The sequence below is a fragment of the Actinomadura chokoriensis genome, from assembly GCF_041463665.1.
In the GTDB taxonomy this organism is placed as follows: domain Bacteria; phylum Actinomycetota; class Actinomycetes; order Streptosporangiales; family Streptosporangiaceae; genus Spirillospora; species Spirillospora chokoriensis_A.
The window spans coordinates 1-25,145 of record NZ_JAXCEJ010000008.1 but is presented as its reverse complement, the minus strand read 5'-3'; the positions used below and the strand labels follow the sequence as shown (position 1 = coordinate 25,145).

Below are 25,145 nucleotides of genomic sequence, written 5' to 3'. Positions count from 1 at the left end.
AAACTGGCCTCAAGGTGAGAACGTAATTTTCGCGCACTGAAAAGTGCCCTACCCACCAAGCCCGCGCCCACCTGAGGTTACCGGCCCCGCCGCCCCCTGGATGACCCCGCCCCGCCCCTTCGGACCCCGCCTCCGAACCCCGGATCGACCCCGCCAGGCCCGTCGATCGCTCACTCCCACCCTGGATCGAGGAGCGCCATGTCAGCATCACCCAAGCCGTCCGTCAGCCGCCGTTCCCTGCTCGGCGGGGTCGCGGGCGCCGCAGGAGCGGTCGCTCTCGGCACACCGTCGAGCGCGTCGGCCGCGTCCAGGCGCAGGATCCCCCTGACCCGCGAGGAGCACCGTGTCGTCATCGTCGGCTCGGGCTTCGGGGGCGGGGTGACGGCGTTGCGCTTCGCGCAGGCCGGAGTGCCCTCCCTGGTCCTGGAGCGCGGGATCCGCTGGCCGACCGGGCCGAACGCCGAGACCTTCCCCCATGCCACGTCCCCGGACAAGCGGATGTTCTGGCTCGGCTCGCGGGTGTCGATCTTCGGGATCCCGGTCCCGGGGTTCGAGGAGTCCTACACCGGCCTGCTGCAGGTCATCGGCGGCGACGGGATGGACATGATCTGCGCCGCCGGAGTCGGCGGCGGATCGCTGGTCTACCAGGGCATGACCCTGCAGCCCACGGAGGCGCTGTTCAACGCCTCCATGCCCGCCCAACTCGACTACGCACGGATGAACAGCGTCTACTACCCCCGGGTCGCGAGCATGCTCAAGCTCCAGGCCGCCCCGGACGAGCTGATCAACAGCAAGACCTACAACCCGTCGCGGATCTTCGCCCGCAACGTCGGGCGCGCGGGCTGCGAACTGTCGAAGATCCCGATGCCGATCGACTGGGACTTCGCACTGCGCGAACTCAAGGGCGAGATGAAGCCGTCCTACACCAACGGCGACTGCTCGCTGGGAGTGAACAACGGCGGCAAGCACACGGTGGACGTCACCTACATCGCCGCCGCCGAAGCCACCGGGCTGGCCAAGGTCGCGACCCAGCACAACGTCACCGACGTCGCCCTGGCCCCCGACGGCCGCTGGGAAGTCCGCGTCGACCGCATCAACACCGACGGCACCGTGGCGGAGCACAAGATCATCACCGCCCAGGCCCTGGTCATGGCCGCCGGGACCGCCAACACGACACGGCTGCTGATGCGGGCCCAGGCCAAGAACCTGATCCCCGACCTGCCCGACGGGCTGGGCACCAACTGGGGGTCCAACGGCGACCGCATCTACGTCTGGACCGACTTCTGGGACGACTTCGGCACCCCCCAGGGCGGACCGGTGGTCTACGGAAGCAAGGAATGGGGCGACCCCGCCGCCGCCAACACCGTCATCCAGGCATCCCTCCCGCCGCTGCCGGCCAACCTGCGCTCCACCATGCTCGTCGGCTACGGCATCAGCCAGGGACGCGGCCAGTTCCGCTACGACTCGGCCAAGGACGACGCGATCCTGCACTGGGCCGCCGGCTCCGACGACGCGCTCTACCGGAAGATCGACGCCCGCGTGCGGAAGATCGCGGGTCCCCTGTCCACCCTCACCGACACCACCGCCGCCTACCCGTCCACCTGGCACCCGCTCGGCGGCGCCTCGATGGGGATCGTGTGCGACCTGGCCGGCCGCGTCCAGGGGCACCGCGGCCTGTACGTGCTCGACGGAGCGCTCATGCCCGGAACCACGGCGGCGTGCAACCCGTCCATGACGATCGCCGCGGTCGCCGAGCGGGCGACCGACGAGCTGATCGCCCAGGACGCCGGCACCGTGTTCTGATCCACTCCTCGCCGCTCGTCCGCGCATCGGTCTGTCACACCGTCTCACCGTTCGCGCGGACGAGCGCTTCCGGCCGGATGTCAGGCTGCGCTGTATCTCTTCTCCCTGGCCGTCGCGGCGAAAGCCGTCGACCACAGGTTCGCCGCCTACACCTCGATTCCCGGCGGCCTGTGCTTCCTGGCGATCGTGCAACGGGGCATCGCCATCCACATCGACGTCGTCGAGTCCTTCGGCTGGGGTTACTGGGTCGCCGCGGCCTCGGCAACGGCGGTCCTCGGGCTCGGCCTGGCGGCCTTGCCGTGCAGGTCTTTTCGGTCGTAGTGGCCGCGTGCGGTGACGCGGCGGCTCAGGCCAGAGCCGCTCCGAAGCGCACTGCGTCCGCGGGAATTCCGTCCTGGCCCGGAACGAGGAGCAGTGGCGTTCCGGAGGTGCCCGGCCACGAGATTCCGTGCACGGCGCCGCTGCCGTAGGTCACGTCATCGGGGACACCGACGAGCAGATGACTGTAACGAATGGACACTGCGGCGCCCAAGTGGTCTGCGGCCTGCGGAGTCTGCCCCATGTCCGACTGGGTGAGGAAGATGTCGCCGTTCCCGGGCGCGCTCGCCGCCTCGCCGAAGACCTGTACCCCGCCGGCGTCTGTGGCGGCGCCGACGTCTTCGTGGGGAACGCCGACCACCAGCGGCTCGCCGAGGCCGTCCCGCCACGGACCGCCGACTTCGAGAACGGTCCCGAACCGGTCGCCGGTCTCCGCGGTCCCGGCGACACCGGCGCTGTCCTGGGTGACGCTCCACCGCTGAGGCAGCGGAAGTTCGTCGTCATCGGTAGCGAACAGGTGCACCATCCCGGCGTCGCCGGCCGTGCCGATGTCCTCGAACGGGGTGCCGACCGCCAGCCTGACGTGTGACGGGCCGTCGTGCTCGCAGAACGAACTGAGTGCGAGGCTGGCGCCGAACTGGTCACCGGACTCCGTGGCGCCGTCCACTCCGGCGGAGTCCTGCGACAGTGGTGTGTCATTGGCGAGATTCCTTGCCAGGTGGACCATGCCGGCGTTCTGGTGGCCGCCCAGATCCTCGCCCGGCGCCCCCACGACCAGCGTGAAGCCCTGGATGCCGGTGACGCTGCAGCCGAAACCGCCGGGCCCCTGGAACAGTTCGACCGCGGCGCCGAACCTGTCACCCGCCTCCGCTCCCCCGCCGATGCCGGGACTGTCCTGCGTGATCGTGGCGACGGTCGCGACTCCGCCGGTCTCACCGTCGAACGTCACGACACCCGCGGCGCCGGCGTCCGCAACGCCGCCCAGGTCCTCGCCGGGAACGCCGAATGCCAGCGCGGGAGCCGGTCCTGACTCGTCGCCGGTCCTGTTGACCGCGACTGCGGCTCCGAACCGGTCCCCTGCCTCGGGACCGCCGGATATGCCGTTGGCGCCTTGCCGGAGCACGATTCCCGGACGGCCGCCGCCCAGCCCATCGGCCGACCCGAAGATCACGTGGACGACACCCGCGTCCTCGGCGCCGCCCACGGACTCCGAGGGCACGCCCACCACCAGATCGGTGTAGCCGTCGTGGTCGGCGTCCATCGCCCGGGTGACGGCGCCGAACCCGTCGCCGGACTCGGGAGTTTCACCGACACCCGGCTGCCCCTGTGTCAGCAGGCCTCGACCACCGGCCCCCGCGCCGCCTTCCGCGCCGTAGAGCACGTTGATCCGCCCGGCCCGCGGCGTTCCCGCCACAGCCGCGTCGGGATCACCGACCACGACGTCGCCGCAGCGGTCTCCGTTGAAATCGGGACCCTGCGGAGTGCACGCCGCCGCCCGTCCGGACGCTCCCGCGTCCGCCACCCCGGGTGCCGCCACCACCGAAACCGCCGCGGCCGCCACCACCGCGGTCACCACTACGAGCCCGTCGAGTTTCAAGTCGATCCCCATCCACTCGGCGACATTCGCCACAAACGATGACGGGCCAAGGAGTGATGAGGTTTACCCGACGTCGGGATTTCAGCGAGCGTGAGGGCTTGGGCGTGATCTCTCACTCGCGAACCCGCCTTTTCCCACAACGGCGAGTAAAGCCGGGGACAGATCCGGTCGATGGCCAGATCGAGACCCGCCGGATGGCGCGACTTCACCGTACGGGTCGTTCCGGTACACAGATCAGGCGCCGGACTATGCGTTCCTGCTCGGAACGCGCGTGGTGGCGGCGCTGGGCGCCGCGTTGTACACGCCCGCCGCGATGGCGACGGCAGCCGCCATCGCGCCCGAGGGCATGACCGGACGGGCGCTCGGCCTGGTGACGGCGGGGTTCTCGGCGGCCGCGATCCTGGGCGTGCCGGTCGGCACCCTCGTGGCGTCGGCGACGAGCTGGCGCGCCGCGTTCGTGATGATCGCCGGGCTGGCCGCACTCGCCGGCGCCGGTCTGGCCGCAGGGCTGCGGGAGGTCCCCGGGACCCAGGTGGCCGGGCTCGCCGACCGGGTCAGGGTCCTGCGCGACCCGGGGGTCCTGCGGATCCTGCTCGTCAGCGCCGTCGTCCAGTGCGCCGGATTCACCGTGCTGCTCGGCGGCGCGATCCTGACGAGCTGGGACGCCAAGGCTCTGCCCGTGGTCGGGGCCGGTCTCACCGTGGCGGCCGCAGCCGTGTTCGCCGTCGAATACCTCATGGCACGGACAGCCAGAGCCCGCATCGCCGTCACCGACGCCCCCGGGATGACCGGGCGCCCCGCCTCCGCTCCAGCCTGAATCCCACCGGCGAGTACCCGGGGAACTCTCAGTACTCGCTCAGCCGGGCGCGGGCGGCCTCGACGGCGGGCGGGACGGGGCGGCGGGCGCGGGCGAGCGCGGGCAGGGTGCGAGCGGCGTCGACGAGCCCGGCCCGGCCGTCCCGGCTGCCGAGGGCGGACGCGGCGATCCGCGCGACCGCCGGGAGGGGGCGCCGCAGCCACGCGGTCAGCAGCCTGTTGCGGATCTGCCGGCGACGGCGGGCGGCCGGATCGCGCCCCGCCTTCGACGGGTGGTGGTGGACCACCAGCTCCGGCACGTAGGCGAGGCCCCATCCGGCGGCGGCCAGGTCGAGGGCGAGAAGCTCCTCCTCGCCGCCGAAGTGCAGGACGTCGGAGAAGCCGCCGGCGTCGAGGAACGCGTCCCGGCGCACGACGACCGAACAGGCGAGGAAGCCGAGGACGGCCGGCCCCGGGAGATCGTCCGGACGGCCGAGCGGCGCGCGGGCCATCTCCTCGGAGACGGGCTCCAGCCGTTCCCCCTCGCCGATGAGGACCCGGGCGGCGAGGAGCGCGGTCCGGGGGTGGGCGTCGAGGATCTCCACGGCCCGTCGCAGGGCTCCCGGCGCCCACCAGGAGTCGTCGTCGGCGAAGGCGACGTAACGGGTGCCGGTGTGCTGGGCGCCCGCGTTGCGGGCGGCGGCGGCGCGGTTGCGCGGCAGCCGCAGCACGGTGGCGCCGGCCGCCTCGGCGACGGCGGGGGTGTCGTCGGTGGAGGCGTTGTCCACCACGATCACCGGGGCGGCGTGGTGGCGGAGGCTGCCGCGCAGTTCCGGGGCGCGGTCCCGGGTCGCGACCACGATCGTGACGTCAGAGCGAGCCTCGCCGGGCATGCGTTCCGCTCCCCTAGCTGACATAGCGGCGGGCCTTGGACGCACGTTGGGACGTCTCCAGGCGGCGGAGCCGGGTCTCGACGTCGCGGGGCAGCGTCCTGCGCTCGCGGGCCACCCAGGCGAACCCGGCGGCGGCCTCAGCGAGCGCCGCGGCGGTCACCCGGTCGCGCGGCAGGGTGCGCAGCAGTCCGGCCGTGCGGCGGACGGCGACGGGCAGCGGACGTCGCAGCCAGGTGAACCACAGCGTGTTGCGGATGCCGCGGCGGCGCCGCAGATGCGCCTCGCGGAGCGGGGACGGCTCGTGGTGCACCACGACGTTCTCGGCGAAGCACAGCTGCCAGCCGAGCGTCATCAGGTCGGCGCTGAGGAGTTCCTCCTCCCCGCCGAGCCACAGCCGCGGGGAGAACCCGCCGACCTCGCGGAACGCCTCCGTCCTGGCCATGGACGCCCCCGCCAGGAACGACCCGAGCGCGGGGCCCGGGAGCCACGCCGGCCCGGGGACGGGCGAGTTCCGCAGCTCGGGCACGATCGGGTCCTCGCGCTCTCCGGGTTCCACGAGGATCCGCCCGGTGACCACGGCGAGCCGCGGGTGCGCGTCGAGCAGGTCGGCGGCGCGGGACGGCGCGTCCGGGTCCCACCAGGTGTCGTCGTCCCAGAACGCCAGATACGGGGTGCGGACGTGGTCGGCGGCGAGGTTGCGGGCGACGGCGCCGAGGTTGCGCGGCGACCGGATCAGCGTCACCTCCGGGAACCGGTCCGCGACGGCCTCGGCGGACCCGTCCCGCGACGCGTTGTCCACCACGATGACCGGCGCCCGCTCCGCGAGTTCACGCGCGCGGGCGAGGACGGCGAGCAGGGACCGCCTGCGGTCGCGAGTGATGACGACGACGCTGAAGCGCATGGAGTGGCCGGTACCCCGCGCCTTCCGCGCCATGTCCGTGAAGTGCACATTTCATAGCAATTCCACTATCCAGAGATTTTTCGAGCTTCGTCGTTTAGGTCGGCCCGGCTTCGGCTATGGCGAATCACCTATAGGAGATTCGCTCCCTCCCCGGGACCGCCGGGGAACGGTGTCCACGACGAGGACGCCGAGGACATCGCCATATCACCGAACGCCGAGCCGAGATGGGGGCTCTCGTATGCGCGTGCTCGGAATCAATGCGATATTCCATGACCCGGCCGCTGCGCTGGTGACGGACGGAGCCATCGTCGCCGCGGCCGAGGAGGAGCGCTTCACCCGCCGTAAGCACGGGAAGCGGCCGGTGCCGTTCTCCGGCTGGGAACTGCCGGAGAACGCGGCGAGGTGGTGCCTGGAGGAGACCGGGCTGGAGCCCGGCGATCTCGACGCGGTCGCGTACTCCTACGACCCGGCCCTCGTCGAGCCGGGGCTCGACGGGCATGACGCGCACTGGGAACGGCTGCGGACGCTGTACGCGCTCCGCGCGCCGAACTTCCTGTCGACGGCGCTGCCGGGGCTCGACCCGGGAATCGTCAGGTACGTCCCGCATCATGTCGCGCACGCCGCGTCCGCCGCGCTCGCCGCACCCGGCCCTGGTGACGGCGACGTCCTGGTCCTGGACGGCCGGGGCGAGTCGCATTCGCACCTTGCGGGGACCTACGAGGGCGGGGACCTGACGTCCCTGTACGCGCAGCGCCTTCCGCACTCCCTGGGGCTCATGTTCGAGGACCTCACCGAGCACCTCGGTTTCCTGCGCTCCAGCGACGAGTACAAGGTCATGGCCCTCGCGTCCTACGGCGAGCCGCGCTTTCTGCACGAGCTGCGCGAGTACGTCGCGGCGACCGGGGACGGCGGTTTCAGGGTGGCCCCGATCGACTGGGGTTCACTCGTCAAGGCGCGCAGGCCCGGCGGTGAATGGACCCGCGACCACGCCGACGTCGCCGCGAGCGCGCAGGCCCGTCTCGAAGAGGTGCTGCTGGACCTCGCGTCCTGGCTGCACGGCGAGACCGGCTCGCGCCGCCTGATGCTCGCCGGCGGCGTGGCCCTGAACTGCGTCGCGAACTCCCGGCTGGCCGAAGCGGGGCCGTACGACGACATCTGGGTGCAGCCGGCCGCGGGCGACGCGGGGACGGCGCTCGGCGCCGCGCTCCACGTGGCGCGGGACGGCGGCGACCCCCTGACGGCGATGCCCGGCGCCGGGCTCGGCCGCCGCTGGGACGACCACGAGATCGCCGGCCGGCTCGACACCGCCAAGATCCCCTACGAGCGTCCCGACGACCTGGCCGCGGTGGTGGCCGGCGCACTCGCCCGCAACGAGATCGTCGCGTGGTTCCAGGGGCCGTCGGAGTTCGGCCCGCGCGCGCTGGGGCACCGCTCGCTCCTCGCCCATCCCGGATACGCCGGCAACATCGAGCGGCTCAACGACGTCAAGGGGCGCGAGCAGTTTCGGCCGATCGCGCCGATGGTCGCGCTCGGACACGCGCCCGGCATCTTCGAGGGCCCGATGCCGAGCCCGTACATGCTCTTCGTTCACCGGGTGAAACCGGAGTGGCGCGCGCGGATCCCCGCCGTCGTGCACGTGGACGGCACCGCCCGCATCCAGACGGTCGACGCCGGTGACGAGCCGCTCGTGGCCCGCCTCCTGGAGGAGTTCCGCCGCCGCACCGGGGTGCCCGTCCTCGTCAACACCAGCCTGAACACCGCCGGCCGGCCCATGGTGGACGACCCGCGCGACGCGCTGGAGTGCTTCGGCTCCGCACCGGTCGACCTGCTCGCCATCGGACCGTACGTGGTGCGCCGCGAGGGGGTGGACGCCCGATGAACTGCACCGTGGTGATCCCCACGATCGGCAGGGAGAGCCTGCGGGTCACCCTGGACACGCTGCTCGCGGCCCTGGAGAACGGACCGGGCTGCGCACCGCGCGAGATCATCGTGGTGGACGATCGCCAGGCGCCGGGGGCGCCGCTGCCGCTGCCGCCGTCCGCCGGGCACGAGACCCGGGTGGTCCGTTCCGGGGGGCGCGGCCCCGCCGCCGCGCGGAACGCCGGCTGGCGCGCCGCCGCGACCGAGTGGGTCGCCTTCCTGGACGACGACATCGTGCCCGAGCCGGAGTGGCCGGCCAGGCTCGCCGCCGATCTCGCGGACCTGCCGCCCGAGGTCGGCGGATCCCAGGGCCGGGTCACCGTCCCCCTCCCGGACGACCGGCCGCCGACGGACTGGGAGCGGAACACCGCGGGGCTCGAGAGCGCCGCCTGGATCACCGCCGACATGGCCTACCGCCGCAGCGTCCTGGCCGAACTGGGCGGCTTCGACGAACGGTTCCGCCGCGCCTACCGTGAGGACGCCGACCTCGCGCTCCGTGCCCTGGACGCCGGCCACCGCCTCGCCCGCGGCGCCCGGAGGACGACGCACCCGGTGCGCCCGGCCGGGTTCTGGGCATCGGTGCGGGCCCAGTCCGGGAACGCCGACGACGTCCTCATGTGGCGCGTGCACGGCTCCTCGTGGCGCGACCGCGCGAGCGAGGGCCGCGGTCTGCTTCGCCGCCATGTCCTCACCACGGCAGCCGGGCTGCTGGCGCTGGCGGCAACGCCCGTGGCGCTTCGCGACAGGCGCGGCACGGCGGTGGTCCTCGCCGGCGCGGGCGCCTGGACGGCGCTGACCGCCCGGTTCGCCTACGAGCGGATCCGGCCGGGTCCCCGCACGCCCGGTGAGGTGGCGAAGATGCTGGTCACCAGCGCCGTCATCCCCTCGGCGGCGATCCGGCACCGGTTGCGGGGGCTCGCCGTCCACCGGCGGGCACGGGGCTGGGGCGGGCCGCAGGTGGTGTTGTTCGACCGCGACGACACGCTGATCAGAGACGTCCCCTACAACGGGGACCCCGCGCGCGTCGAACCCGTGCCGGGTGCGCGCGGCGCCCTCGACCGGCTCCGGCGGCACGGCGTGCGGATCGGAGTCGTGTCCAACCAGTCGGGGATCGCCAAGGGGCGCATCACGACCGGAGACGTGCGGCGCGTCAACGCCCGCGTCGAGGAGTTCCTCGGCCGCATCGACGTGTGGGAGTTCTGCCCGCACGACGGCGGCGACGCCTGCGAGTGCCGCAAGCCGCGCCCCGGGATGATCGAGCGCGCGGCGGAGCGGCTCGGCGTGCTGCCGTCCGACTGCGCCGTCATCGGCGACATCGGCGGCGACATCGAGGCGGCCGCCGCGGCGGGGGCGCGCGGCATCCTCGTCCCGACCGGCCGGACCCGGCGGTCGGAGATCGCGCTCGCGCCCGAGACGGCGCCGACGCTGAACGCCGCCGTCGACATGGTCCTCGGCGGGAGGCGGTTCCGATGAGGGTCCTCCTCGCCCGCCAGGACAACATCGGCGACGTGCTGCTCGCCGGACCCGCCGTGCGGGCGGTCGCCGAACGCGCCGACGAGGTCGTGTTCCTCTGCGGGCCGCGCGGACGCGCCGCCGCCGACCTGCTGCCGGGCGTCGACCGCGTCATCGAGTGGCGCGCCCCCTGGATCGATCCCGACCGCGTCCCCGTCGAGCAGGCCGCGATCACCCGGCTCACCAAAGACCTCGCGGGATTCGACCGGGCACTGATCCTGACCTCGTTCCACCAGTCGCCGCTGCCGCTGGCGCTGCTGCTGCGGCTCGCCGGCACGCCCTGGATCGGCGGCATCAGCGAGGACTACCCGGGGTCGCTGCTCGACCTGCGGCACCGGCCCGACCGAGACATCCCCGAGCTGCTGCGGATGCTCGCGCTGGCCGAGGACGCCGGATTCCCGTCCCCGGCCGACACCCGGCTGCGGCTGCGGGGCCCGCTCCCGGGCACGGGCCACCTCACCGGCGGGCCCGGGTACATCGCGGTGCATCCCGGAACCTCCGTCCCGGCACGGGCCTGGCCGCAGGAGAACTGCGCCGAGGCGGTCCGGCTGCTGGCCGCGGCGGGGCACCGGGTGGTCGTGACGGGCCACGCGGACGAGAAGGAACTGACCGCGCTCGTCGCCGGGCAGGACGGCCTCGACCTCGGCGGGCGCACCACCCTGCCGGAACTGGCGTCAGTGCTGGAGGGCGCGCGCGCCGTCGTGGTGGGCAACACCGGCCCGGCGCACCTGGCGGCGGCCGTGGGCACCCCGGTCGTGTCGCTGTTCGCGCCGACCGTCCCCGCGGCGCGGTGGGCGCCGTTCGGCGTCCCGATGGTGCTGCTGGGCGACCAGCGGGCGGCGTGCAAGGACAGCCGCGCCCGCGAGTGCCCCGTCAACGGGCATCCCTGCCTGTCGTCCGTCACCGCCGACGAGGTCGCCGCCGCCGTCGAGGTCGTCGCCGAGCCACCGCCGCGCACCGGGGAGGCCGAGCGATGAGAGTCCTGATGTGGCATGTGCACGGATCGTGGACGACGTCGTTCGTCCACGGGCCGCAGACCACCCTCGTCCCCGTCGTCCCCGGACGCGGGCCGGACGGCAGGGGACGCCCCGACACGTTCCACTGGCCGGAGCGCGCGATCGAGGTCCCGCCGGAAGCGCTTCGCGGCGAGGACGTCGACGTCGTCGTCCTGCAGCGCCCGCGCGAGCTGCGGCTCGCCGAGAGATGGCTCGGGCGCCGCCCCGGACGGGACGTCCCCGCCGTCTACGTCGAACACGACACGCCGCGCCGCACCCCGTCCGACATCGGGCTCCCGGAGGAGGTCGTCCCGGACAGCCGGCACCTCCTGCACGACCGCTCCGACATCCCCGTCGTGCATGTCACCCACTTCAACCAGCTGTTCTGGAACTGCGGCCGGGCGCCGACCACGGTCATCGAGCACGGCGTCGTCGACCCCGGCTACCGGTGCACCGCCGACATGCCGCGCGCCGGCGTCGTCATCAACGACCCGCTGCGCCGGGGACGCGTGTCCGGCACCGACCTGCTCGCCGAACTGGCCTCCGCCGTCCCCCTCGACCTGTTCGGCATGAACGTCTCCGGCGCCGCCGAGCACCTCGGCATCCCGCCCGAGTCGCTCTGGACGTTCGAGGATCTGCCGCAGGCGAGGATGCACGAGGAGCTGGCCCGCCGCCGGGTCTACCTCCACCCCTACCGGTGGACGTCGCTCGGCCTCGCGCTGATCGAGGCCATGATGCTCGGCCTGCCGGTGGTGGCGCTCGCCACCACCGAGGCGGTCGAGGCGGTGCCACCCGAGGCCGGGGTGCTGTCCACGCGCGTCGCGACCCTGGCGGCCGCGGCGCGGGCCCTGGCCGCCGACCCGCCGCACGCCCGCCAGATGGGCAAGGAGGCGCGGGCCTACGCCGCCGACCGGTACGGCCTTCCGCGCTTCCTGCGCGACTGGCGGCGAACTCTCCAGGAGGTTACGCGATGAAGATAGCCATGATCTCCGAGCACGCCAGCCCCCTGGCTGCCAAGGGCGGACCCGCGGACGCGGGTCTGGGCGGGGCGGACGGCGGCGGGCAGAACGTGTTCGTCGCGCATCTGGCCACCGAACTCGGCCACCAGGGGCACCACGTCACGGTCTACACGCGGCGGGACGCGCCCGCCCTGCCCGACCGGGTCCCGCTCGCGCCCGGCGTGACCGTCGAGCACGTCCCGGCGGGCCCGCCGGCGCCCGTCCCGAAGGACGATCTGCTGCCCTGGATGCGCGACTTCGGGGAGTATCTGGAGCGGCGCTGGGCGGCGCACCCTCCCGACGTCGCGCACGCCCACTTCTGGATGAGCGGCCTCGCCGCGCTCCAGGCCGCGCGGGCGCCGGGGACCCCGCGCGTGCCGGTGGTGCAGACCTACCACGCGCTCGGCACCGTCAAGCGCCGCCACCAGGGCGACACGGATTCGAGCCCCGCCTCCCGCGTCCGGCTGGAACGCACGATCGGGCGCGCCGCGGACGCCGTGATCGCCACCTGTTCCGACGAGATCGCCGAACTGAAGGCGATGGGCGTCCCCCGCGAGCACATCCGGGTGGTGCCGTGCGGGGTCGACTTGGGCCTGCTCACGCCCGACGGCCGCACCTCGGAGGGACGCGACCGGCACCGGCTCGTCGTCCTGTCCCGGCTCGTCGAGCGCAAGGGCGTCGACACCGCGATCCGCGCCCTCGCCCACCTGCCGGACGCCGGGCTCACGGTCGCGGGCGGGCCGCCGCGCGGCGACCTCGGCGGCGACCCCGAGGTGGGCAGGCTGCGGGAGGTCGCGCGGGTCTCCGGCGTCGCCGACCGGGTGGAGTTCCTCGGCCGCCTCGGCCGCGGCGAGGTGCCGCCGCTGCTGCGCTCGGCGAGCCTCGTCGTCACGCTGCCCTGGTACGAGCCGTTCGGCATGGTGCCGCTGGAGGCCATGGCCTGCGGTGTCCCGGTCGTGGCGACCGGCGTCGGCGGGCACCTCGACACCGTCGCGGACGGAGTCACCGGCGTGCTCGTCCGTCCCCGCGACCCGGAGAACGCGGCCGGAGCGATCCGGGCGCTGCTGGACGATCCGGCGCGGCGGGCGGCGATGGGGTTCGCCGGCATCGACCGGGCCCGCGAACGCTACTCATGGGCGCGCGTCGCCGCCGACACCGTCAGGGCCTACCGGCACGCCGCCGCCCTGCGCGAGGTGGCGGCGTGACCGCGCGGGCGAGCATCCGGGCCCGGCCGTCGGCGGTCCACGACCGGCGGCTGGAGGCGCTCGCCGAGGCCGCGCTGCGGTTCCGCGAGCAGGTGCCCACGATCGAGGACTGGGGCCGCCGGCTGGCCGGCGTGCTGCGCGCCGGCGGACGGCTGCTGGCCTGCGGCAACGGCGGCAGCGCCGCCGAGGCCCAGCACCTGACCGCCGAACTCGTCGGCCGGTTCGAGGACGAGCGGTGCCCGCTGTCGGCGATCGCCCTGCACGCCGACACCTCCTCGGTCACCGCCATCGGCAACGACTACGGCCCGGTCACCGTGTTCGAGCGGCAGGTGCGGGCGCACGGCCGCCCCGGGGACGTGCTGATCTGCCTGTCCACCAGCGGGCGCAGCCCGAACGTGATCGCGGCGGCGCGCCAGGCCCGGCGGCTCGGCCTGACCGCCTGGGCGGTCACCGGTCCGGGCCCGAACCCGCTCACCGAGGCGTGTGCGGACGCGGTGACCGTGCGGACGGGCGCCACCTCGACCGTCCAGGAGGTCCATCTCGCCGCGATCCACCTGCTGTGCGGGGTGGTCGACGAGACACTGGGGGTGACGCGATGACGGCGCCGCTCGTCGTCATCGGCGACGTCCTGCTCGACATCGACATCGTCGGCAGCAGCAGCCGGCTCTGCCCGGACGCGCCCGTACCCGTCGTCGAACAGGCCGAGGAGCGGCCCCGGCCCGGGGGCGCGGGCCTCGCGGCACTGCTGGCGGCGGCCGCCGGACGCCAGGTGGTGCTCGTCACCGCGCTCGCCGACGACGAGCCCGGCCGGCGGCTGCGCGCGATGCTGGAGCGGCACCTGGAGGTCGCCGCGTTCCACCTGCACGGCGGCACCCCGTGCAAGGTGCGCATCCGGGCCGATGGACAGTCGGTGGCGCGCCTGGACGCCGGGGAAGGGCGGGCCCTCGACGGGCCCGTCGGTCCGCGCGTCACCGACGCTGTCGCGGGAGCCGGCGCCGTGCTGGTCTCCGACTACGGCCGGGGCGTCGCCCGGCACCGCGCCGTCCGGTCCCTGGTCGAGGAGCTGTCCGGCGGCGTCCCCGTCGTGTGGGATCCGCATCCGCGCGGCGAGCGCCCCGTGCAGGGCGTCCGGTTGCTCACCCCCAACGAGGAGGAGGCGGCCCGGCTCGCCGCCGCCGACGGCGCCGACATCACCGGCTCCGGCCTGCCGGCCGCGGGGCGCCGTGGCCGGCATCTCGGCCGCACCCGGGACGTCGAAGGCGTCGCGATCACGCTCGGCGCCGACGGCGCCCTGCTCTGCGACGGCTCGCAGGCTCCGTTCCTCGCCCCCGCGCGGCCCGCGCGCGGCGACTCGTGCGGCGCGGGCGACAGCTTCGCCGCCGGCACGGCCGGAGCGCTCGCCGACGGCGCGAGCCTGGCCGCCGCCGTCACCGAGGGCGTCCACCACGCGTCGGAGTTCGTCCGCGCCGGGGCCGCGGCGGCCTTCGCGGACCGGCTCGCCGAGACCGGCACCGCCCGGCTCGTCCACGAGCGCGGCGAGGACGCCTGGGACATCGTCGAGCGGACGCGGCGGGCGGGCGGCACGGTCGTCGCCACCGGCGGCTGCTTCGACCTGCTGCACGCCGGGCACGTCAGCCTGCTGCAGCAGGCGCGGCGGCTCGGCGACTGCCTGATCGTCTGCCTCAACTCCGACGCGTCGGTGCGGCGCCGCAAGGGGCCCTCGCGCCCGGTGACGCCCGCGGCCGACCGCGTCCGGGTGCTGGAGGCGCTCAGCGACGTCGACGCCGCGGTGGTCTTCGACGACGACACCCCGGCGCCGCTGCTGGAGCGGCTGCGCCCCGACGTGTGGGTCAAGGGCGCCGACTACACCGGGGCGAACCTGCCCGAGGCCGAGACGGTCCGGGCCCACAACGGCGAAGTGGTCCTGTTGCCGCTGCTGGAAGGACGCTCCACCACGCGCCTGCTGTCCACCACCAGGAAGGGGAACGCGTCATGAACGTCCTCATCACCGGCGGCGCCTCCGGGCTCGGCGCGGCCGTCGCGCGCAGGGTCGCCGACGACGGCGGCAGGCCCCTCGTCCTCGACCGGCATCCGCCCGAGGACGGCGTCGAGCACATGCGGGCCGATCTCGCCGACCGTCGCGTCGCCGACCGCGCCGTACACGGCCTGGCGCGCGCCGCCGGCGGCCTCAACGCGGTCGTCTGCGCCGCGGGCGTCGACTCGTGCGGGACGCTCGAAGACGTTCCCGCCGAGGACTGGGAACGGGTCGTCCAGGTGAACCTGCTCGGAACCGCCGCCGTCGTCCGCTCCGCGCTCCCCTACCTGGAGAACGAGCCGCACGGCCGCGTCGTCACCGTCGCCTCCACGCTGGGCTTCAAGGCCGTGAGCGACGCGACCGCCTACTGCGCGTCCAAGTTCGGCGTCGTCGGGTTCACCCGGGCGCTCGCGGCCGAGCTGGCCGGGAAGGTCGGCGTCACGATGATCGTGCCCGGCGGCATGGACACCGCGTTCTTCGACGACCGCACCGAGCAGTACCGGCCGGGCCCGGACGCCGAGCTCAACCGCCCGGAGGACGTGGCGGCGACCGTCGCGTTCGCGCTCTCCCAGCCGGCCGGCTGCGAGGTGCGGGAAATGGTCGTCTGCCCCTCGCAAGAGCCGTCGTGGCCGTGACTCCCGGGCGGGTGCTCGTGCTGCGGGCACTCGGCCTCGGAGACCTGCTGACCGCCGTCCCCGCCTTACGGGCGCTGCGGCGCGGGACGCCCGGCGCGAGGATCACGCTCGCCGCGCCGGCCGTCCTCGGCCCGCTCGCCCACGCGACCGGTGCGGTCGACGGCGTCCTGCCCGCGGCCGGGCTGGGCCCGCTGCCGCCCGCGGGCCGCCCGGACGTGGCCGTCAACCTGCACGGGCGGGGCCCGCAGAGCCACCGGCTTCTCGCGACCACGGCGCCGCGCCGGCTCCTGGCGTTCGCCTGCGCCGAGGCGGAGCACGCCGACGGCCCCGAGTGGCGTCCCGGCGAGCACGAGGTGGCCCGCTGGTGCCGGCTCGTCGCGGCGCACGGGTTCGACGCCGACCCCGGCGACCTCGACCTGCCCGTCCCCGCCGCGGCCTCGCCCGCGCCGGGCGCGGTCGTCGTCCATCCGGGCGCGGCGTACCCGGCGCGCCGCTGGCCCGCCGAGCGGTTCGCCGCCGTCGCCGCGGCGCTGCGGCGGGGCGGCGAGCGCGTCGTCGTCACCGGCGGCCCCGGCGAGGCTCCGCTGGCGGGCCGCGTCGCGCGGCTCGCCGGACTGGACGAGACCGCCGACCTCTCCGGCCGCACCCCGCTTCCGGAACTGGCCGCGCTCGTCGCGCGAGCCCGGCTGGTGGTCTGCGGCGACACCGGAGTCGCGCACCTCGCGACCGCCTTCCGCACGCCGTCGGTGCTGCTGTTCGGCCCGACGCCGCCCGCCCGGTGGGGACCGCCCGACCGCGCCGAGCACCGCGTCCTCTGGGCTGGGGACCCCGGCGACCCGAACGGACACGAACCTTCCCCCGGGCTGCTGGAGATCTCGGCGGACGAGGCCGTGGAGGCCGCCGGGAAGGCGCTCACCCGTCGATACCGATGAGAGGGACATGATGAGACATCCACGTGCCGTCGTCACCGGAGGGTCCGGTTTTCTCGGCTCGCACCTGTGCGAGGCGCTGCTCGACCAGGGCATCGCGGTGCTGTGCCTGGACAACCTGCTGACCGGGACCACCCGCAACATCGTGCACCTGACGGAGCGGCGGGACTTCCGGTTCCTGAAGTGCGACCTCACCGCGCCGGTGAACGTCCCGGGCGAGGTCGGCTACGTGTTCCACCTGGCCTCGGCCGCGTCCCCCGCCGACTATCTGCAGCTGCCCATCCAGACTCTGGAAGTCGGCAGCCAGGGCACCCGCAACGCGCTCGAACTCGCCGAGGCCAAGGGCGCCAGGTTCGTCCTCGCCTCCACCTCCGAGGTGTACGGGGACCCGCTCGTCCATCCGCAGCCCGAGACCTACTGGGGCAACGTCAACCCGGTCGGCCCGCGCAGCGTGTACGACGAGGCCAAGCGGTTCGGCGAGGCGCTGACGGCGGCGTTCCGGCACTCCCGCCGCCTCGACGCCGCGATCGTCCGGATCTTCAACACCTACGGGCCGCGGATGCGCCCCGACGACGGCCGCGCGATCCCCACCTTCCTGCGGCAGGCCCTGACCGGCGAGGACCTCACGGTCACCGGGGACGGCTCGCAGACCCGCTCGATCTGCCATGTCGGCGACACCGTCCGCGGCATCATCGCGCTCGCGCTGTCCGGCCATCCGGGGCCGGTCAACATCGGCAGCCCGTACGAGATCACCATGGCCGACCTCGCGCGGCTGATCGGCGACCTGACCGGCTCGCGGTCCCGCGTCCGCTTCGTCGACCGTCCGCAGGACGACCCGCGCGTCCGGCGCCCCGACACCACGCTGGCCGAGGAGGAGCTCGGCTGGCGTCCGAGGATCACGGTCGAGGAGGGTCTCCGCGCCACGATCGAATGGTTCACGCGGGAACTGGTGTTCGCCCGGCCCGCCTGATCTCACCCCAGCCCGCCGATCGCGGACCGGCAGCCCGGCCCTAGATCTGGCCGACGCCCCCACGGCTCTGACGACCACCGAGGACGTCCATCAACTCGGTGAGCAGGGCGCCGTCCACGCGGGATGCGGCAGTACACCGGGCGCCCTCGGGTGACAGGCACCACTGCCACCAGCGGTCGAGTTCCGCCACATCCAGCACGGGCTCGTCCCGTCCCGCCTCGGGAACGGTCACCACGGCGGGCCACGACCATGCCCGCGCCTGCGCCGTCACCTTGGCGCCTCCGCCGACGGGATCCACCGCCAGCGCGGGCACGCTGTGCTTCAGAGCCAGGACGAGGCCGTGCAACCGCGTCGTGACCACCACGTCGACCCGTCGCAGCACCGACTCCAGCTCGGCCGCTGTGGTGAACAGGCGCCAGTCACGTGGGTCCAGACGTGTGTCCAGTGGCAGCCGGGCGCACTCGCGCGCGGCGAGCCACTCCGTCAGCTCCCGCTCGACCCGGTCGTGGCGCCGCCGCCCGCCGTACTCCGCCTGGCCGGGCGCGAGGACGACGCAGGCCACCGGCACCGACGGCACCGTGCGCAGCGCCGCCAGGTCGTGCCGCGGCGCCTCGCCGGGCGCGTCCCTCGGGAGGACGGCGTGGAACCCGGTCACCGCAGGGTCGTCCGGATGGATGACCGACACGCCGACGGCGACTCGGATGCACCGCGCGTACCGGCGATGCAGCTCCTCGATCTGCCGTCCGTGCAACGGGCCGCAAGCGAACACCAGATGCGTGTAGGAGTCGGGTCCGGCCTGGTCGAGGTTGAGCCCGTCCGGTCTGAAGACCGGGCTCCACGCAAGGTGACATTCGATCCGCGCCGAGGTCAGGGCCGCCTGCACGGCCTCCATCGCCAGGACGTCACCTGCCGTCGCCTCACCGTGCAGGAAGCTCGGCCACCCCACGACCAGCACGCGCACCCCGAGCCACCTACCCGCCATCGCCCGCACCATGTCAGTCCAAGGCGCCCCAGCATGCGGAGTTCGAGCCCCTGCCTGGGGCCGGCGAGCTGCAGTTATGCCCGCCATGCGCCGGGTAACGCGGGTTTGACGGCTGGGCCGGGGCGTCCGGTAAGCGACCGGTGGAGATGGGCTGGTCGGACGCGGAGGTGTGCTCTGACGCGCGTGACCGACTCGGCCTACCGGCGTCCGCTCTGGAACGCCGCCTACCTCATCGAGGGCGGCTGCGGCGACGACGGCTTCATGGACTTCCGCTCCGGGCTCGTCCTGCTGGGACGCGAGGTGTTCACCCGTGCCGTCGCCGACCCCGACTCGCTCGCCGCCGTGCCGACGGTGATCCGGATGAGCCGCGAGGAAAGCGGCTGGATCGGTTGCGAGGCCCTGCACTACGCCCCCAGGAACGCCTATCGCCAGGTCATGGGCGAAACGACGTCGTTCGACACGGCGATGGAGACCGCGGTGGGCTCGATGCGGCGCCCCGGAGCACCCACGGGAGCGGGCTGGGACGTCGAGGACGACGACGAGACCCGGCGGCGGCTCCCCCGCCTGGCCGAGCTCTTCCTCTGACCGCGTCCCTTCTCGCACGCGACGGTCAGGCGGCGCCGCCGCTTACGGAGTTGCGACGTGGCTCTCGTCCGCGAGGCGGTCGGTAAGGAGGCGGCGCGGACCGGCGCCTTCATCACCGAGCCGATCGTCGCGGTTGCGAAGGACGCACTTGTCGATCGACAGGCAGCCGCAGCCGATGCAGTCGGACAGGTCGTCCCGCAGGCGGACGAGCTGGTCGATGCGGGTGTCGAGTTCGGTGCGCCACCCCGCGGACAGGCGAGCCCAGTCCTCGCGGGTCGGGGTCCGCCCCTCGGGAAGCCCGTCCAGCGCCTCCCGTGCCATGCGCAGCGGGATCCCGACCCGCTGCGCCACCCGGATGAAGGCGACCCGGCGGAGCGTGTCCCGGGAGTAGCGGCGCTGGTTGCCCGTGGTCCTCCGGCTGTGGATGAGTCCCTTCTCCTCGTAGAAGTGCAGGGCGGTCACGGGGACGCCGGAGCGCGCCGCGAGCTGGCCGACGCTGAGTTCCTTGAGGTCGAAGGCAGGCTTCTTCATGGCGTCACCCTAGGACTTGACCTCGTCTATAGTCGAGGTTTCATCATTGCTCGGGTGACGAGAACCTCTTCGATAGCCCCGCCGCAATCGGCCTGCAGGGCGGGACCTCGGGAATGGCTCGGGCTCGCCGTCCTCGCCCTCCCCGCCGTCCTCGCCTCCCTCGAACTCACCGTGACCCACCTGGCGTTGCCGACCATCAGCGAGGATCTGGGCGCGCAGGGGGCCCAGCGGCTGTGGATCGTGGACATCTACGCGTTCCTGCTCGCCGGATCGCTGATCACGATGGGCACGCTGGGCGACCGGATCGGGCGCCGCCGACTGCTCCTCATCGGCGCCGGCGCGTACGGTGTCACCTCCGTGCTCGCCGCCTACGCGCCCACCGTCGAGGCGCTCATCGCGATCCGCGCTCTGATGGGCGTCGCCGGCTCGACCCTGATGCCGTCCGTCCTTTCCCTGGCCGCCACCATGTTCGGCGACCCGAGACAGCGCATGGTCGCCGTCGGAGTGATCGTCGCCAGCGTCTCGGGAGGCACCGCGGTCGGTCCGCTGGTCGGCGGGTGGCTGCTCGAACGCCTCTGGTGGGGCTCGGTGTTCCTCCTGGGCGTCCCGGTGATGTTGCTGCTGGCGGTGGCCGGGCCGCTGCTGCTGCCCGAGCGGCGCGACCCTCATGCGGGACGGCTGGACGTGGCGAGCGCGACACTGTCGATGGCCGCGGTATTGCCCGCCGTGTACGGGCTCAAGCGGCTCGCCGCCGACGGCCCCGGCTGGCTGCCCGTACTGTCGGTGGGGGCCGGTCTGGTGTTCGCCGCCGTGTTCGTACACAGGCAGCTCACGATGGCCCACCCGCTGATCGACCTGCGGCTGTTCACCGGCCCCGGGTTCAGCGCCGCGGCCGTCACGCTGGCACTCGGGATCTTCGTCCTGTGGGGAGCCAACTACGCCACCGCGCAGTACCTGCAACTCGTCTGCGGACTCTCCCCACTGGAGGCGGGCCTGTGGACGGCACCCTCGGCCGCCGGGGTCATCGCCGGATCGCTACTGGCCCCCAGGATCGCCGGCAGAATCGCACCTGGAACCGTCATCGGTGCCGGGCTGGCGCTCGCAGCCGTCGGTTTCGGGGTGCTCACACAGGCCGGCGGCCTCGCGGTTCTCGTGACCGGGTCCGTCATCGTCTCCGCCGGCCTCGGCCCGATGATGGCCCTGGCCACCGGCCTGATCATCGGGGCGGCCCCACCAGAAAAGACCGGCGCGGCCGCGGCGATCTCGTCAACGGCGCCGCAGTTGGGCGGGGCACTCGGCATCGCCGTCCTCGGCAGCGTCATCACCACGGTCTACCGGAGCGAGATGAGCGGCGCCGTCCCCACCGGTGTTCCCGGCGAAGCGGCGTCCGCCGCGCGGCACGACCTCGGCGGCGCCGTGACCGCGTCCACGCGGCTGCCCGAAGGACTAGCCACCGAACTGCTCGGCGCGGGCCGTGAGGCGTTCACCCAGGGATTCCACCTGAGCGCAGCCATCAGCGCCGCCCTTATGGGGTTTTTGGCCTTCCTGGTCGCGAGGCTGCTCCGCCACGTCCAAGCGGGCACGTGACCCACCACACGCCTCCCTCACTCGACGAACACAACACACGAGAAGGACACGCATGCGCGAAACACGACTCCGGCTGGCAGTAATAATCGGAAGCATCCGGGAAGGCCGGTTCGGCGCTACCGTGGCACATTGGTTCGTCGGCCAAGCTCAAAGCCGACAAGACCTAGAAATACAGGTCATCGACCTGGCCGAAACACCTCTGCCGATCAGCCAGCAAAGTCGTCCCGTACCCGAAGGTGTCTACGACTCGCCACAAGTACGGAGGTTGGCCGCCCAAATCGGCTCGATGGACGCCCTCGTCATAGTTACACCGGAGTATAACCACGGTTATCCAGGCCCGTTGAAGCTGGCAATAGACTCCATCAATCCAGAATGGCATGCGAAGCCGATCGGCTTCGTCTCCTACGGCGGGATCTCCGGTGGCCTGCGAGCCATCGAGCAACTCCGTCTGGTTTTCGCGGAACTTCACGCGGTCACCGTCCGGAACACCGTCAGTTTCCATTCAGCTCACGCCCAGTTCGACGCAGACGGAAACCCCAAGGATCCCCATGCCGTGAACGCCGCAGCGACCGCGATGCTCGACCAGTTGACCTGGTGGGCTCACGTCCTCCGCGATGCCCGCGCGGCTCACCCCTACCCGGCGTGACCATTCACCGATCCACCGCCGCCGCGCGCCCACGCGGCGGTCATCCAGACTGGCGCAGAAACAGTCGGAGACGGCCGGCTGCTGGTGGCCGGGCGCCGCCCCGACCGGCCGATACCGCCAATGAGGTTTTGTCAGTGACTTTCAGTTGATCCGGGTTCGAAAAGGGTGAGGACGCGGGCGGCGCGGACAAGGTCGCCGATTCTGCTGGGTGACAGGCTGGTGTGCTGGAGGGCCTGCCAGCGCTCGGTCAGTAGTGCGAAGCCGCGTTCGGCTCGGCAGCGCAGGAAGCGCTGCAGGTGGTTGCGGCAGCGGTTGTCGATTGCCAGGACGTTGCTGCCGGTGGGAGCGGCGATTGGGACGATGACGCCGTGACCTGCGCCTTGATACCCCGGGTCGGCCAGTACCGGCAATTGCCCGGTGTGCGGGTAGAGCATGGGCAGGATATGGACGCGGGCGGCGTCGATGGCGTGGATGTGGCCGGGTTCGACGTCGCTGGTGAAGATCGGGAATCCGTCCGCTTCGGACAATGCCTGGATGTTTCCGCCGTGTTGGTGGGCCTTTCCCGAGCACCATTCGTCGATGGGTTTTCCTTTAGTGCTGAGGATGGTGATGCGGCACCGGTCGGCGCTGAAGATCTTGCCGTCCAGTTCCAGGTGGGTCAGCCCGGTGTCGAGGGCGTGCTGGAGTGCCTGGTGAAGGTCGGGGGCTCGGGCGGCCAGAGCCCAGCAGGTCAGTGCGCGGGTGCCCTTCCGGGTGCCGCGTGCTTTGCGTTCGGTGCGCAGCAGGCCGGCGGTGAAGCGGATCAGTTCACGCGGGACGTCGAGCATGGCAGGATAGGCGATCACGTGGAGCCTTCCGGTGGCAGTCGATCTTGTGGTGAGACCTCTTCTACCGGGGCTCCACGCCTATTTTCTGGCGGCTGCGACCTGTCCGCGAGTCTGCCCGGGCGTGCTTGATCGTGCCTTGGAAAGCCCTACTGCCCGAATCGATCTTGCAGAGAAAACCTCACTGTCTCCCGTAGGGTTCGCGTCATGAACATGGTGCGTCAGGTGATCGTGTTCGACGCGGCCGATCTGCATGCCGAAAGCGCGTTCTGGGCTGGCGTTCTTGGCGGGCACGTCCTTGAGGACGCCGAGTGGCACAGCGTCATCGACGCCGCTGGAGAGTGGCGGATAGGCGTGCAACTGGCGCCGAACCATGTTCCGCCTGGCTGGCCGCATGGGATTCCCCAGCAGGTGCATCTCGATCTGCACGTCGACGACCCGCGAGCCGCGCACGATGAAGTGATGGCGTTGGGCGCCCGGCTGCTCCAAGCAGCTGCTGATTTCGATGCTGACGAGGGTCACCAGGTGTATGCGGACCCGGCCGGGCATCCGTTCTGCGTCGGTTGGGGACACCCGTCCCAAGAGGCGCTCGCGGCGTTCGTCACCAGCCGCCTGGGGCAGTGAGAGCCAAGCCAAGGCGCGTGGTGTGATCCGGCAGCCGCATGCAGCGATCTCGGGCGGCTCTCCGTCGGCAATGCGGCTGCCGTATTAGCGCGTGTTTGAGAAGTTGATCTCGGCCGGCGCGGCCACGTGATCTCGTGTTGCGGTCCGTGCAGGGTGGCCCGATGTCTCGGCAGTCGTGTTACCCCTCGGACCCAACCGACAATGAGTGGGCGCTGGTGGAGCAGCTGCTGCCACCGGACGGCGGCGGTGGCCGCCCGGAGAAACATCCACGGCGCAACATCGTGGACGCAGTGCTGTACGTGGTGCGCACCGGCTGCGCCTGGCGGCAGTCGCCCGCCGACTTCCCGCCCTGGCAGACCGTCTACTGGTATTTCGTGCGGTAAGAGCAGCAGCGGGTCACGCTGCGGATGCTGGATGCCCTGCGGCAGCAGGGCATCCAAGGCGAGGGCCGCGAAGCCGAGCCCAGCGCGGGCGTCATCGATTCCCACAGCGTCAAGGCCGCCGACACCCTCGGCCTGCTCATCACCCTCATCACCGTGACGGTGTGCGCGGCCGGTGTCCAGGACCGCGATGACGCCAAAGGCGCGCTGCCGGGCCTGTATCTCACCTCGCCCACCTGCCGGTAGGTGTTCGTCGACGCCGGGGTGCCGGGCACCTGCTGGGCTGGGCCGCCGACACCCTGCGCACCACGGCGGCCAGGGCGATGCGGCGGGCCTGCTGGGCTGGGATCGGTGTCCCGTCGGTCAGCCGCGCCGCAGCGGTGCCGCCGGTGAGGGTGTCCAGGTCGCAGATGAGGGTGACCTTGGTGGCCTTGTGCCCGCCCGACAGCACCGAGTTCAGGGCCGCCGCCGTCCGCTCGGGCAGGTCGCGGTGGTCGCTGGTCCCGGCGGGTTTGGCAAGTGGCGCAAGGGTGCCGTCCCACAGGGCGGCGTCTTCGGCGTTGAGCCAGCCCTTGATGTAGCGGCCGCCGTCCAGCGAGCGCGTCGAGTCGATCCAGGACCGCTCGTAGCCGTGCCGGGAGTCGCCATCGGGAGGTTCGGTGCCGTCGCGTTCGGCGATGACCTCGCGGATCCGTTTGCCGAACGAGGCGAGTTTCCCGGCTGAGAAGCCTTGCTCGGCCATGCCGAGCAGGATGTCTTCGGCGGCGGCGCAGTCGTGGTCGTCCAGCCGGGTGAGGGCGCAGGCGATGGTGGCGGCGTAGCCGTAGGACAGTCGGCCGTCGGCCCACCGTGCGGTGGTGTGGGGGAGGCGGTTTCGTTGCCGGGCCAGGGTGAGGCGTTCTTTGGCGCGGTTGTCGCGCATGCCCAGGTGGGAGCGCAGCCATGCCTGGGTGGAGGGCAGCCCCCACCGTCGTGGTTCCGCGGACCGGTCGGCCACGGAAACCAGAGCGGCGATGGCCGCTTCGGTCTGGTCGGTGGCGGCGGCGAGCGCTTCGACCAGTTCCATGCACACCGGAGCCGATTCCGGGGCGGGCTGGGCGGCGAGTTCCGCGGCGATCGCTGACAGGGCGTTCACCAATTCTGTGGTGGACGCCCCGTCCAGGTCGATCGCCGTGGAACACATATCCCGATTATATGAAATCGGGGCCGGACATATCCCCCGACCCGACAATCCGAGAGCGTCAATACTGACCCTTTTTCATCCTCGGGCGGGTCGGTTGATCACAGCATGATCGCGAGTTGATGGAGTTCCTTCGGACGTAGAGAAGCCCCTGGTAGACGGGTTGATCACCACAACCCACACCGTCTCACCAGGAGCTTCTGCATGCTGTTCTACCGTGCCGCCGTGGATTTGTCGCGTCCGACGCTGAACTACGTGGCGGGGATCGTCCGCCGCCATCGCCGGGCGATCAGGTCGCGG

The 25,145-nt window shown here is 72.7% G+C and carries 24 protein-coding genes and 1 pseudogene; 18 read left to right on the top strand and 7 right to left on the bottom strand.

Annotated elements, in window-relative coordinates:
* Positions 1–198: 198 nt before the first annotated feature.
* Positions 199–1,803 (top strand): GMC oxidoreductase, encoded by a 1,605-nt coding sequence (locus SM418_RS15120; protein ID WP_371941536.1) that lies wholly within the window; start codon positions 199–201, stop codon positions 1,801–1,803.
* Positions 1,804–2,149: 346 nt separating this feature from the next.
* On the opposite strand, the gene SM418_RS15115 is transcribed toward SM418_RS15120, so the two are convergent.
* On the bottom strand, positions 2,150–3,730 hold the full coding sequence (locus tag SM418_RS15115; protein WP_371941537.1) for a hypothetical protein: 1,581 nt from the start codon (positions 3,728–3,730) through the stop codon (positions 2,150–2,152).
* Between the two features lie 238 nt (positions 3,731–3,968).
* Here SM418_RS15115 and SM418_RS15110 point away from each other — a divergent pair.
* A pseudogene (locus SM418_RS15110) lies at positions 3,969–4,535 on the top strand (MFS transporter); the annotation flags it as partial.
* 28 nt (positions 4,536–4,563) lie between these two features.
* Here the strand turns inward: SM418_RS15110 and SM418_RS15105 are convergent.
* Both SM418_RS15105 and SM418_RS15100 read right to left on the bottom strand, forming a co-directional pair.
* Positions 4,564–5,406: a glycosyltransferase family 2 protein gene (locus tag SM418_RS15105; protein WP_371941538.1), complete on the bottom strand. Its 843-nt coding sequence runs from the start codon at positions 5,404–5,406 to the stop codon at positions 4,564–4,566.
* 13 nt (positions 5,407–5,419) lie between these two features.
* Positions 5,420–6,307 (bottom strand): glycosyltransferase family 2 protein, encoded by an 888-nt coding sequence (locus SM418_RS15100; RefSeq protein WP_371941539.1) that lies wholly within the window; start codon positions 6,305–6,307, stop codon positions 5,420–5,422.
* A gap of 238 nt (positions 6,308–6,545) precedes the next feature.
* Here SM418_RS15100 and SM418_RS15095 point away from each other — a divergent pair, with 238 nt between their 5' ends.
* From SM418_RS15095 to SM418_RS15050, 10 genes are read left to right on the top strand one after another with little or no spacing between them, the layout of a single operon-like run.
* Positions 6,546–8,186: a carbamoyltransferase family protein gene (locus tag SM418_RS15095; RefSeq protein WP_371941540.1), complete on the top strand. Its 1,641-nt coding sequence runs from the start codon at positions 6,546–6,548 to the stop codon at positions 8,184–8,186.
* Complete coding sequence (locus tag SM418_RS15090) at positions 8,183–9,700, top strand: HAD-IIIA family hydrolase (protein WP_371941541.1); 1,518 nt, start codon at positions 8,183–8,185, stop codon at positions 9,698–9,700. Before SM418_RS15095 ends, SM418_RS15090 begins: the two co-directional genes overlap by 4 nt.
* Entirely contained in the window at positions 9,697–10,716 is a 1,020-nt protein-coding gene (locus SM418_RS15085) for a glycosyltransferase family 9 protein (RefSeq protein ID WP_371941542.1), read from the top strand. Before SM418_RS15090 ends, SM418_RS15085 begins: the two co-directional genes overlap by 4 nt.
* Complete coding sequence (locus SM418_RS15080; RefSeq protein ID WP_371941543.1) at positions 10,713–11,708, top strand: glycosyltransferase; 996 nt, start codon at positions 10,713–10,715, stop codon at positions 11,706–11,708. Before SM418_RS15085 ends, SM418_RS15080 begins: the two co-directional genes overlap by 4 nt.
* On the top strand, positions 11,705–12,937 hold the full coding sequence (locus tag SM418_RS15075) for a glycosyltransferase (RefSeq protein WP_371941544.1): 1,233 nt from the start codon (positions 11,705–11,707) through the stop codon (positions 12,935–12,937). The genes SM418_RS15080 and SM418_RS15075 overlap by 4 nt, the downstream gene beginning before the upstream one ends.
* Before the next feature lie 50 nt (positions 12,938–12,987).
* The gene (locus SM418_RS15070; protein ID WP_371941567.1) at positions 12,988–13,536 is read left to right on the top strand and encodes a D-sedoheptulose-7-phosphate isomerase; all 549 of its coding nucleotides are present in this window, start codon (positions 12,988–12,990) and stop codon (positions 13,534–13,536) included.
* Positions 13,533–14,933 carry a D-glycero-beta-D-manno-heptose 1-phosphate adenylyltransferase gene (rfaE2, locus tag SM418_RS15065; protein ID WP_371941545.1) on the top strand — a complete coding sequence of 467 codons (1,401 nt, stop codon included), beginning with the start codon at positions 13,533–13,535 and terminating at the stop codon, positions 14,931–14,933. The genes SM418_RS15070 and rfaE2 overlap by 4 nt, the downstream gene beginning before the upstream one ends.
* Positions 14,930–15,607, top strand: a complete 678-nt coding sequence (locus SM418_RS15060) for an SDR family oxidoreductase (RefSeq protein WP_371941546.1) — start codon at positions 14,930–14,932, stop codon at positions 15,605–15,607. Before rfaE2 ends, SM418_RS15060 begins: the two co-directional genes overlap by 4 nt.
* Entirely contained in the window at positions 15,598–16,539 is a 942-nt protein-coding gene (locus SM418_RS15055; protein ID WP_371941547.1) for a glycosyltransferase family 9 protein, read from the top strand. Before SM418_RS15060 ends, SM418_RS15055 begins: the two co-directional genes overlap by 10 nt.
* A 10-nt stretch (positions 16,540–16,549) precedes the next feature.
* Positions 16,550–17,506: an NAD-dependent epimerase/dehydratase family protein gene (locus SM418_RS15050; protein WP_371941568.1), complete on the top strand. Its 957-nt coding sequence runs from the start codon at positions 16,550–16,552 to the stop codon at positions 17,504–17,506.
* 40 nt (positions 17,507–17,546) lie between these two features.
* Here SM418_RS15050 and SM418_RS15045 read toward each other — a convergent pair whose 3' ends face one another.
* A complete protein-coding gene (locus tag SM418_RS15045; protein ID WP_371941548.1) occupies positions 17,547–18,488 on the bottom strand; it encodes a polysaccharide pyruvyl transferase family protein in 942 nt (313 codons plus the stop codon).
* Positions 18,489–18,671: 183 nt separating this feature from the next.
* Between SM418_RS15045 and SM418_RS15040 the strand changes: the two genes are divergently transcribed.
* Positions 18,672–19,073 (top strand): DUF4240 domain-containing protein, encoded by a 402-nt coding sequence (locus SM418_RS15040; RefSeq protein WP_371941549.1) that lies wholly within the window; start codon positions 18,672–18,674, stop codon positions 19,071–19,073.
* Positions 19,074–19,115: 42 nt separating this feature from the next.
* On the opposite strand, the gene soxR is transcribed toward SM418_RS15040, so the two are convergent.
* Positions 19,116–19,604, bottom strand: a complete 489-nt coding sequence (soxR, locus tag SM418_RS15035; protein ID WP_371941551.1) for a redox-sensitive transcriptional activator SoxR — start codon at positions 19,602–19,604, stop codon at positions 19,116–19,118.
* 72 nt (positions 19,605–19,676) lie between these two features.
* Here soxR and SM418_RS15030 point away from each other — a divergent pair, with 72 nt between their 5' ends.
* Positions 19,677–21,191 carry an MFS transporter gene (locus SM418_RS15030; protein WP_371941569.1) on the top strand — a complete coding sequence of 505 codons (1,515 nt, stop codon included), beginning with the start codon at positions 19,677–19,679 and terminating at the stop codon, positions 21,189–21,191.
* A gap of 52 nt (positions 21,192–21,243) precedes the next feature.
* Positions 21,244–21,837 (top strand): NADPH-dependent FMN reductase, encoded by a 594-nt coding sequence (locus SM418_RS15025; protein ID WP_371941553.1) that lies wholly within the window; start codon positions 21,244–21,246, stop codon positions 21,835–21,837.
* Between the two features lie 131 nt (positions 21,838–21,968).
* Here SM418_RS15025 and SM418_RS15020 read toward each other — a convergent pair whose 3' ends face one another.
* A complete protein-coding gene (locus tag SM418_RS15020; RefSeq protein WP_371941554.1) occupies positions 21,969–22,682 on the bottom strand; it encodes a transposase family protein in 714 nt (237 codons plus the stop codon).
* A 186-nt stretch (positions 22,683–22,868) separates the two neighbouring features.
* Between SM418_RS15020 and SM418_RS15015 the strand changes: the two genes are divergently transcribed.
* From SM418_RS15015 to SM418_RS15005, 3 genes are all read left to right on the top strand, one after another.
* On the top strand, positions 22,869–23,285 hold the full coding sequence (locus SM418_RS15015; RefSeq protein ID WP_371941555.1) for a VOC family protein: 417 nt from the start codon (positions 22,869–22,871) through the stop codon (positions 23,283–23,285).
* A gap of 161 nt (positions 23,286–23,446) precedes the next feature.
* Complete coding sequence (locus SM418_RS15010) at positions 23,447–23,668, top strand: transposase (RefSeq protein ID WP_371941557.1); 222 nt, start codon at positions 23,447–23,449, stop codon at positions 23,666–23,668.
* A gap of 24 nt (positions 23,669–23,692) precedes the next feature.
* Entirely contained in the window at positions 23,693–23,911 is a 219-nt protein-coding gene (locus SM418_RS15005; protein ID WP_371941558.1) for a hypothetical protein, read from the top strand.
* Here SM418_RS15005 and SM418_RS15000 read toward each other — a convergent pair.
* Positions 23,889–24,848, bottom strand: coding sequence for a DUF222 domain-containing protein (locus SM418_RS15000; RefSeq protein WP_371941560.1), 960 nt, complete (start codon positions 24,846–24,848; stop codon positions 23,889–23,891). The two genes, SM418_RS15005 and SM418_RS15000, sit on opposite strands and share 23 nt — an antisense overlap.
* Between the last annotated feature and the right edge of the window lie 297 nt (positions 24,849–25,145).

Bases quoted from the DNA above. Each gene is read 5' to 3' on its own strand.
- SM418_RS15120 (WP_371941536.1), top strand. From the start codon at position 199: ATGTCAGCATCACCCAAGCCGTCCGTCAGCCGCCGTTCCCTGCTCGGC.
- SM418_RS15090 (WP_371941541.1), top strand. From the start codon at position 8,183: ATGAACTGCACCGTGGTGATCCCCACGATCGGCAGGGAGAGCCTGCGG.
- SM418_RS15075 (WP_371941544.1), top strand. From the start codon at position 11,705: ATGAAGATAGCCATGATCTCCGAGCACGCCAGCCCCCTGGCTGCCAAG.
- SM418_RS15060 (WP_371941546.1), top strand. From the start codon at position 14,930: ATGAACGTCCTCATCACCGGCGGCGCCTCCGGGCTCGGCGCGGCCGTC.
- SM418_RS15100 (WP_371941539.1), bottom strand. From the start codon at position 6,307: ATGCGCTTCAGCGTCGTCGTCATCACTCGCGACCGCAGGCGGTCCCTG.
- SM418_RS15105 (WP_371941538.1), bottom strand. From the start codon at position 5,406: ATGCCCGGCGAGGCTCGCTCTGACGTCACGATCGTGGTCGCGACCCGG.
- SM418_RS15045 (WP_371941548.1), bottom strand. From the start codon at position 18,488: ATGGCGGGTAGGTGGCTCGGGGTGCGCGTGCTGGTCGTGGGGTGGCCG.
- SM418_RS15050 (WP_371941568.1), top strand. From the start codon at position 16,550: ATGAGACATCCACGTGCCGTCGTCACCGGAGGGTCCGGTTTTCTCGGC.
- SM418_RS15025 (WP_371941553.1), top strand. From the start codon at position 21,244: ATGCGCGAAACACGACTCCGGCTGGCAGTAATAATCGGAAGCATCCGG.
- SM418_RS15010 (WP_371941557.1), top strand. From the start codon at position 23,447: ATGTCTCGGCAGTCGTGTTACCCCTCGGACCCAACCGACAATGAGTGG.
- SM418_RS15080 (WP_371941543.1), top strand. From the start codon at position 10,713: ATGAGAGTCCTGATGTGGCATGTGCACGGATCGTGGACGACGTCGTTC.
- SM418_RS15115 (WP_371941537.1), bottom strand. From the start codon at position 3,730: ATGGGGATCGACTTGAAACTCGACGGGCTCGTAGTGGTGACCGCGGTG.
- SM418_RS15005 (WP_371941558.1), top strand. From the start codon at position 23,693: ATGCTGGATGCCCTGCGGCAGCAGGGCATCCAAGGCGAGGGCCGCGAA.
- rfaE2 (WP_371941545.1), top strand. From the start codon at position 13,533: ATGACGGCGCCGCTCGTCGTCATCGGCGACGTCCTGCTCGACATCGAC.
- SM418_RS15085 (WP_371941542.1), top strand. From the start codon at position 9,697: ATGAGGGTCCTCCTCGCCCGCCAGGACAACATCGGCGACGTGCTGCTC.
- soxR (WP_371941551.1), bottom strand. From the start codon at position 19,604: ATGAAGAAGCCTGCCTTCGACCTCAAGGAACTCAGCGTCGGCCAGCTC.
- SM418_RS15015 (WP_371941555.1), top strand. From the start codon at position 22,869: ATGAACATGGTGCGTCAGGTGATCGTGTTCGACGCGGCCGATCTGCAT.
- SM418_RS15000 (WP_371941560.1), bottom strand. From the start codon at position 24,848: ATGTGTTCCACGGCGATCGACCTGGACGGGGCGTCCACCACAGAATTG.
- SM418_RS15095 (WP_371941540.1), top strand. From the start codon at position 6,546: ATGCGCGTGCTCGGAATCAATGCGATATTCCATGACCCGGCCGCTGCG.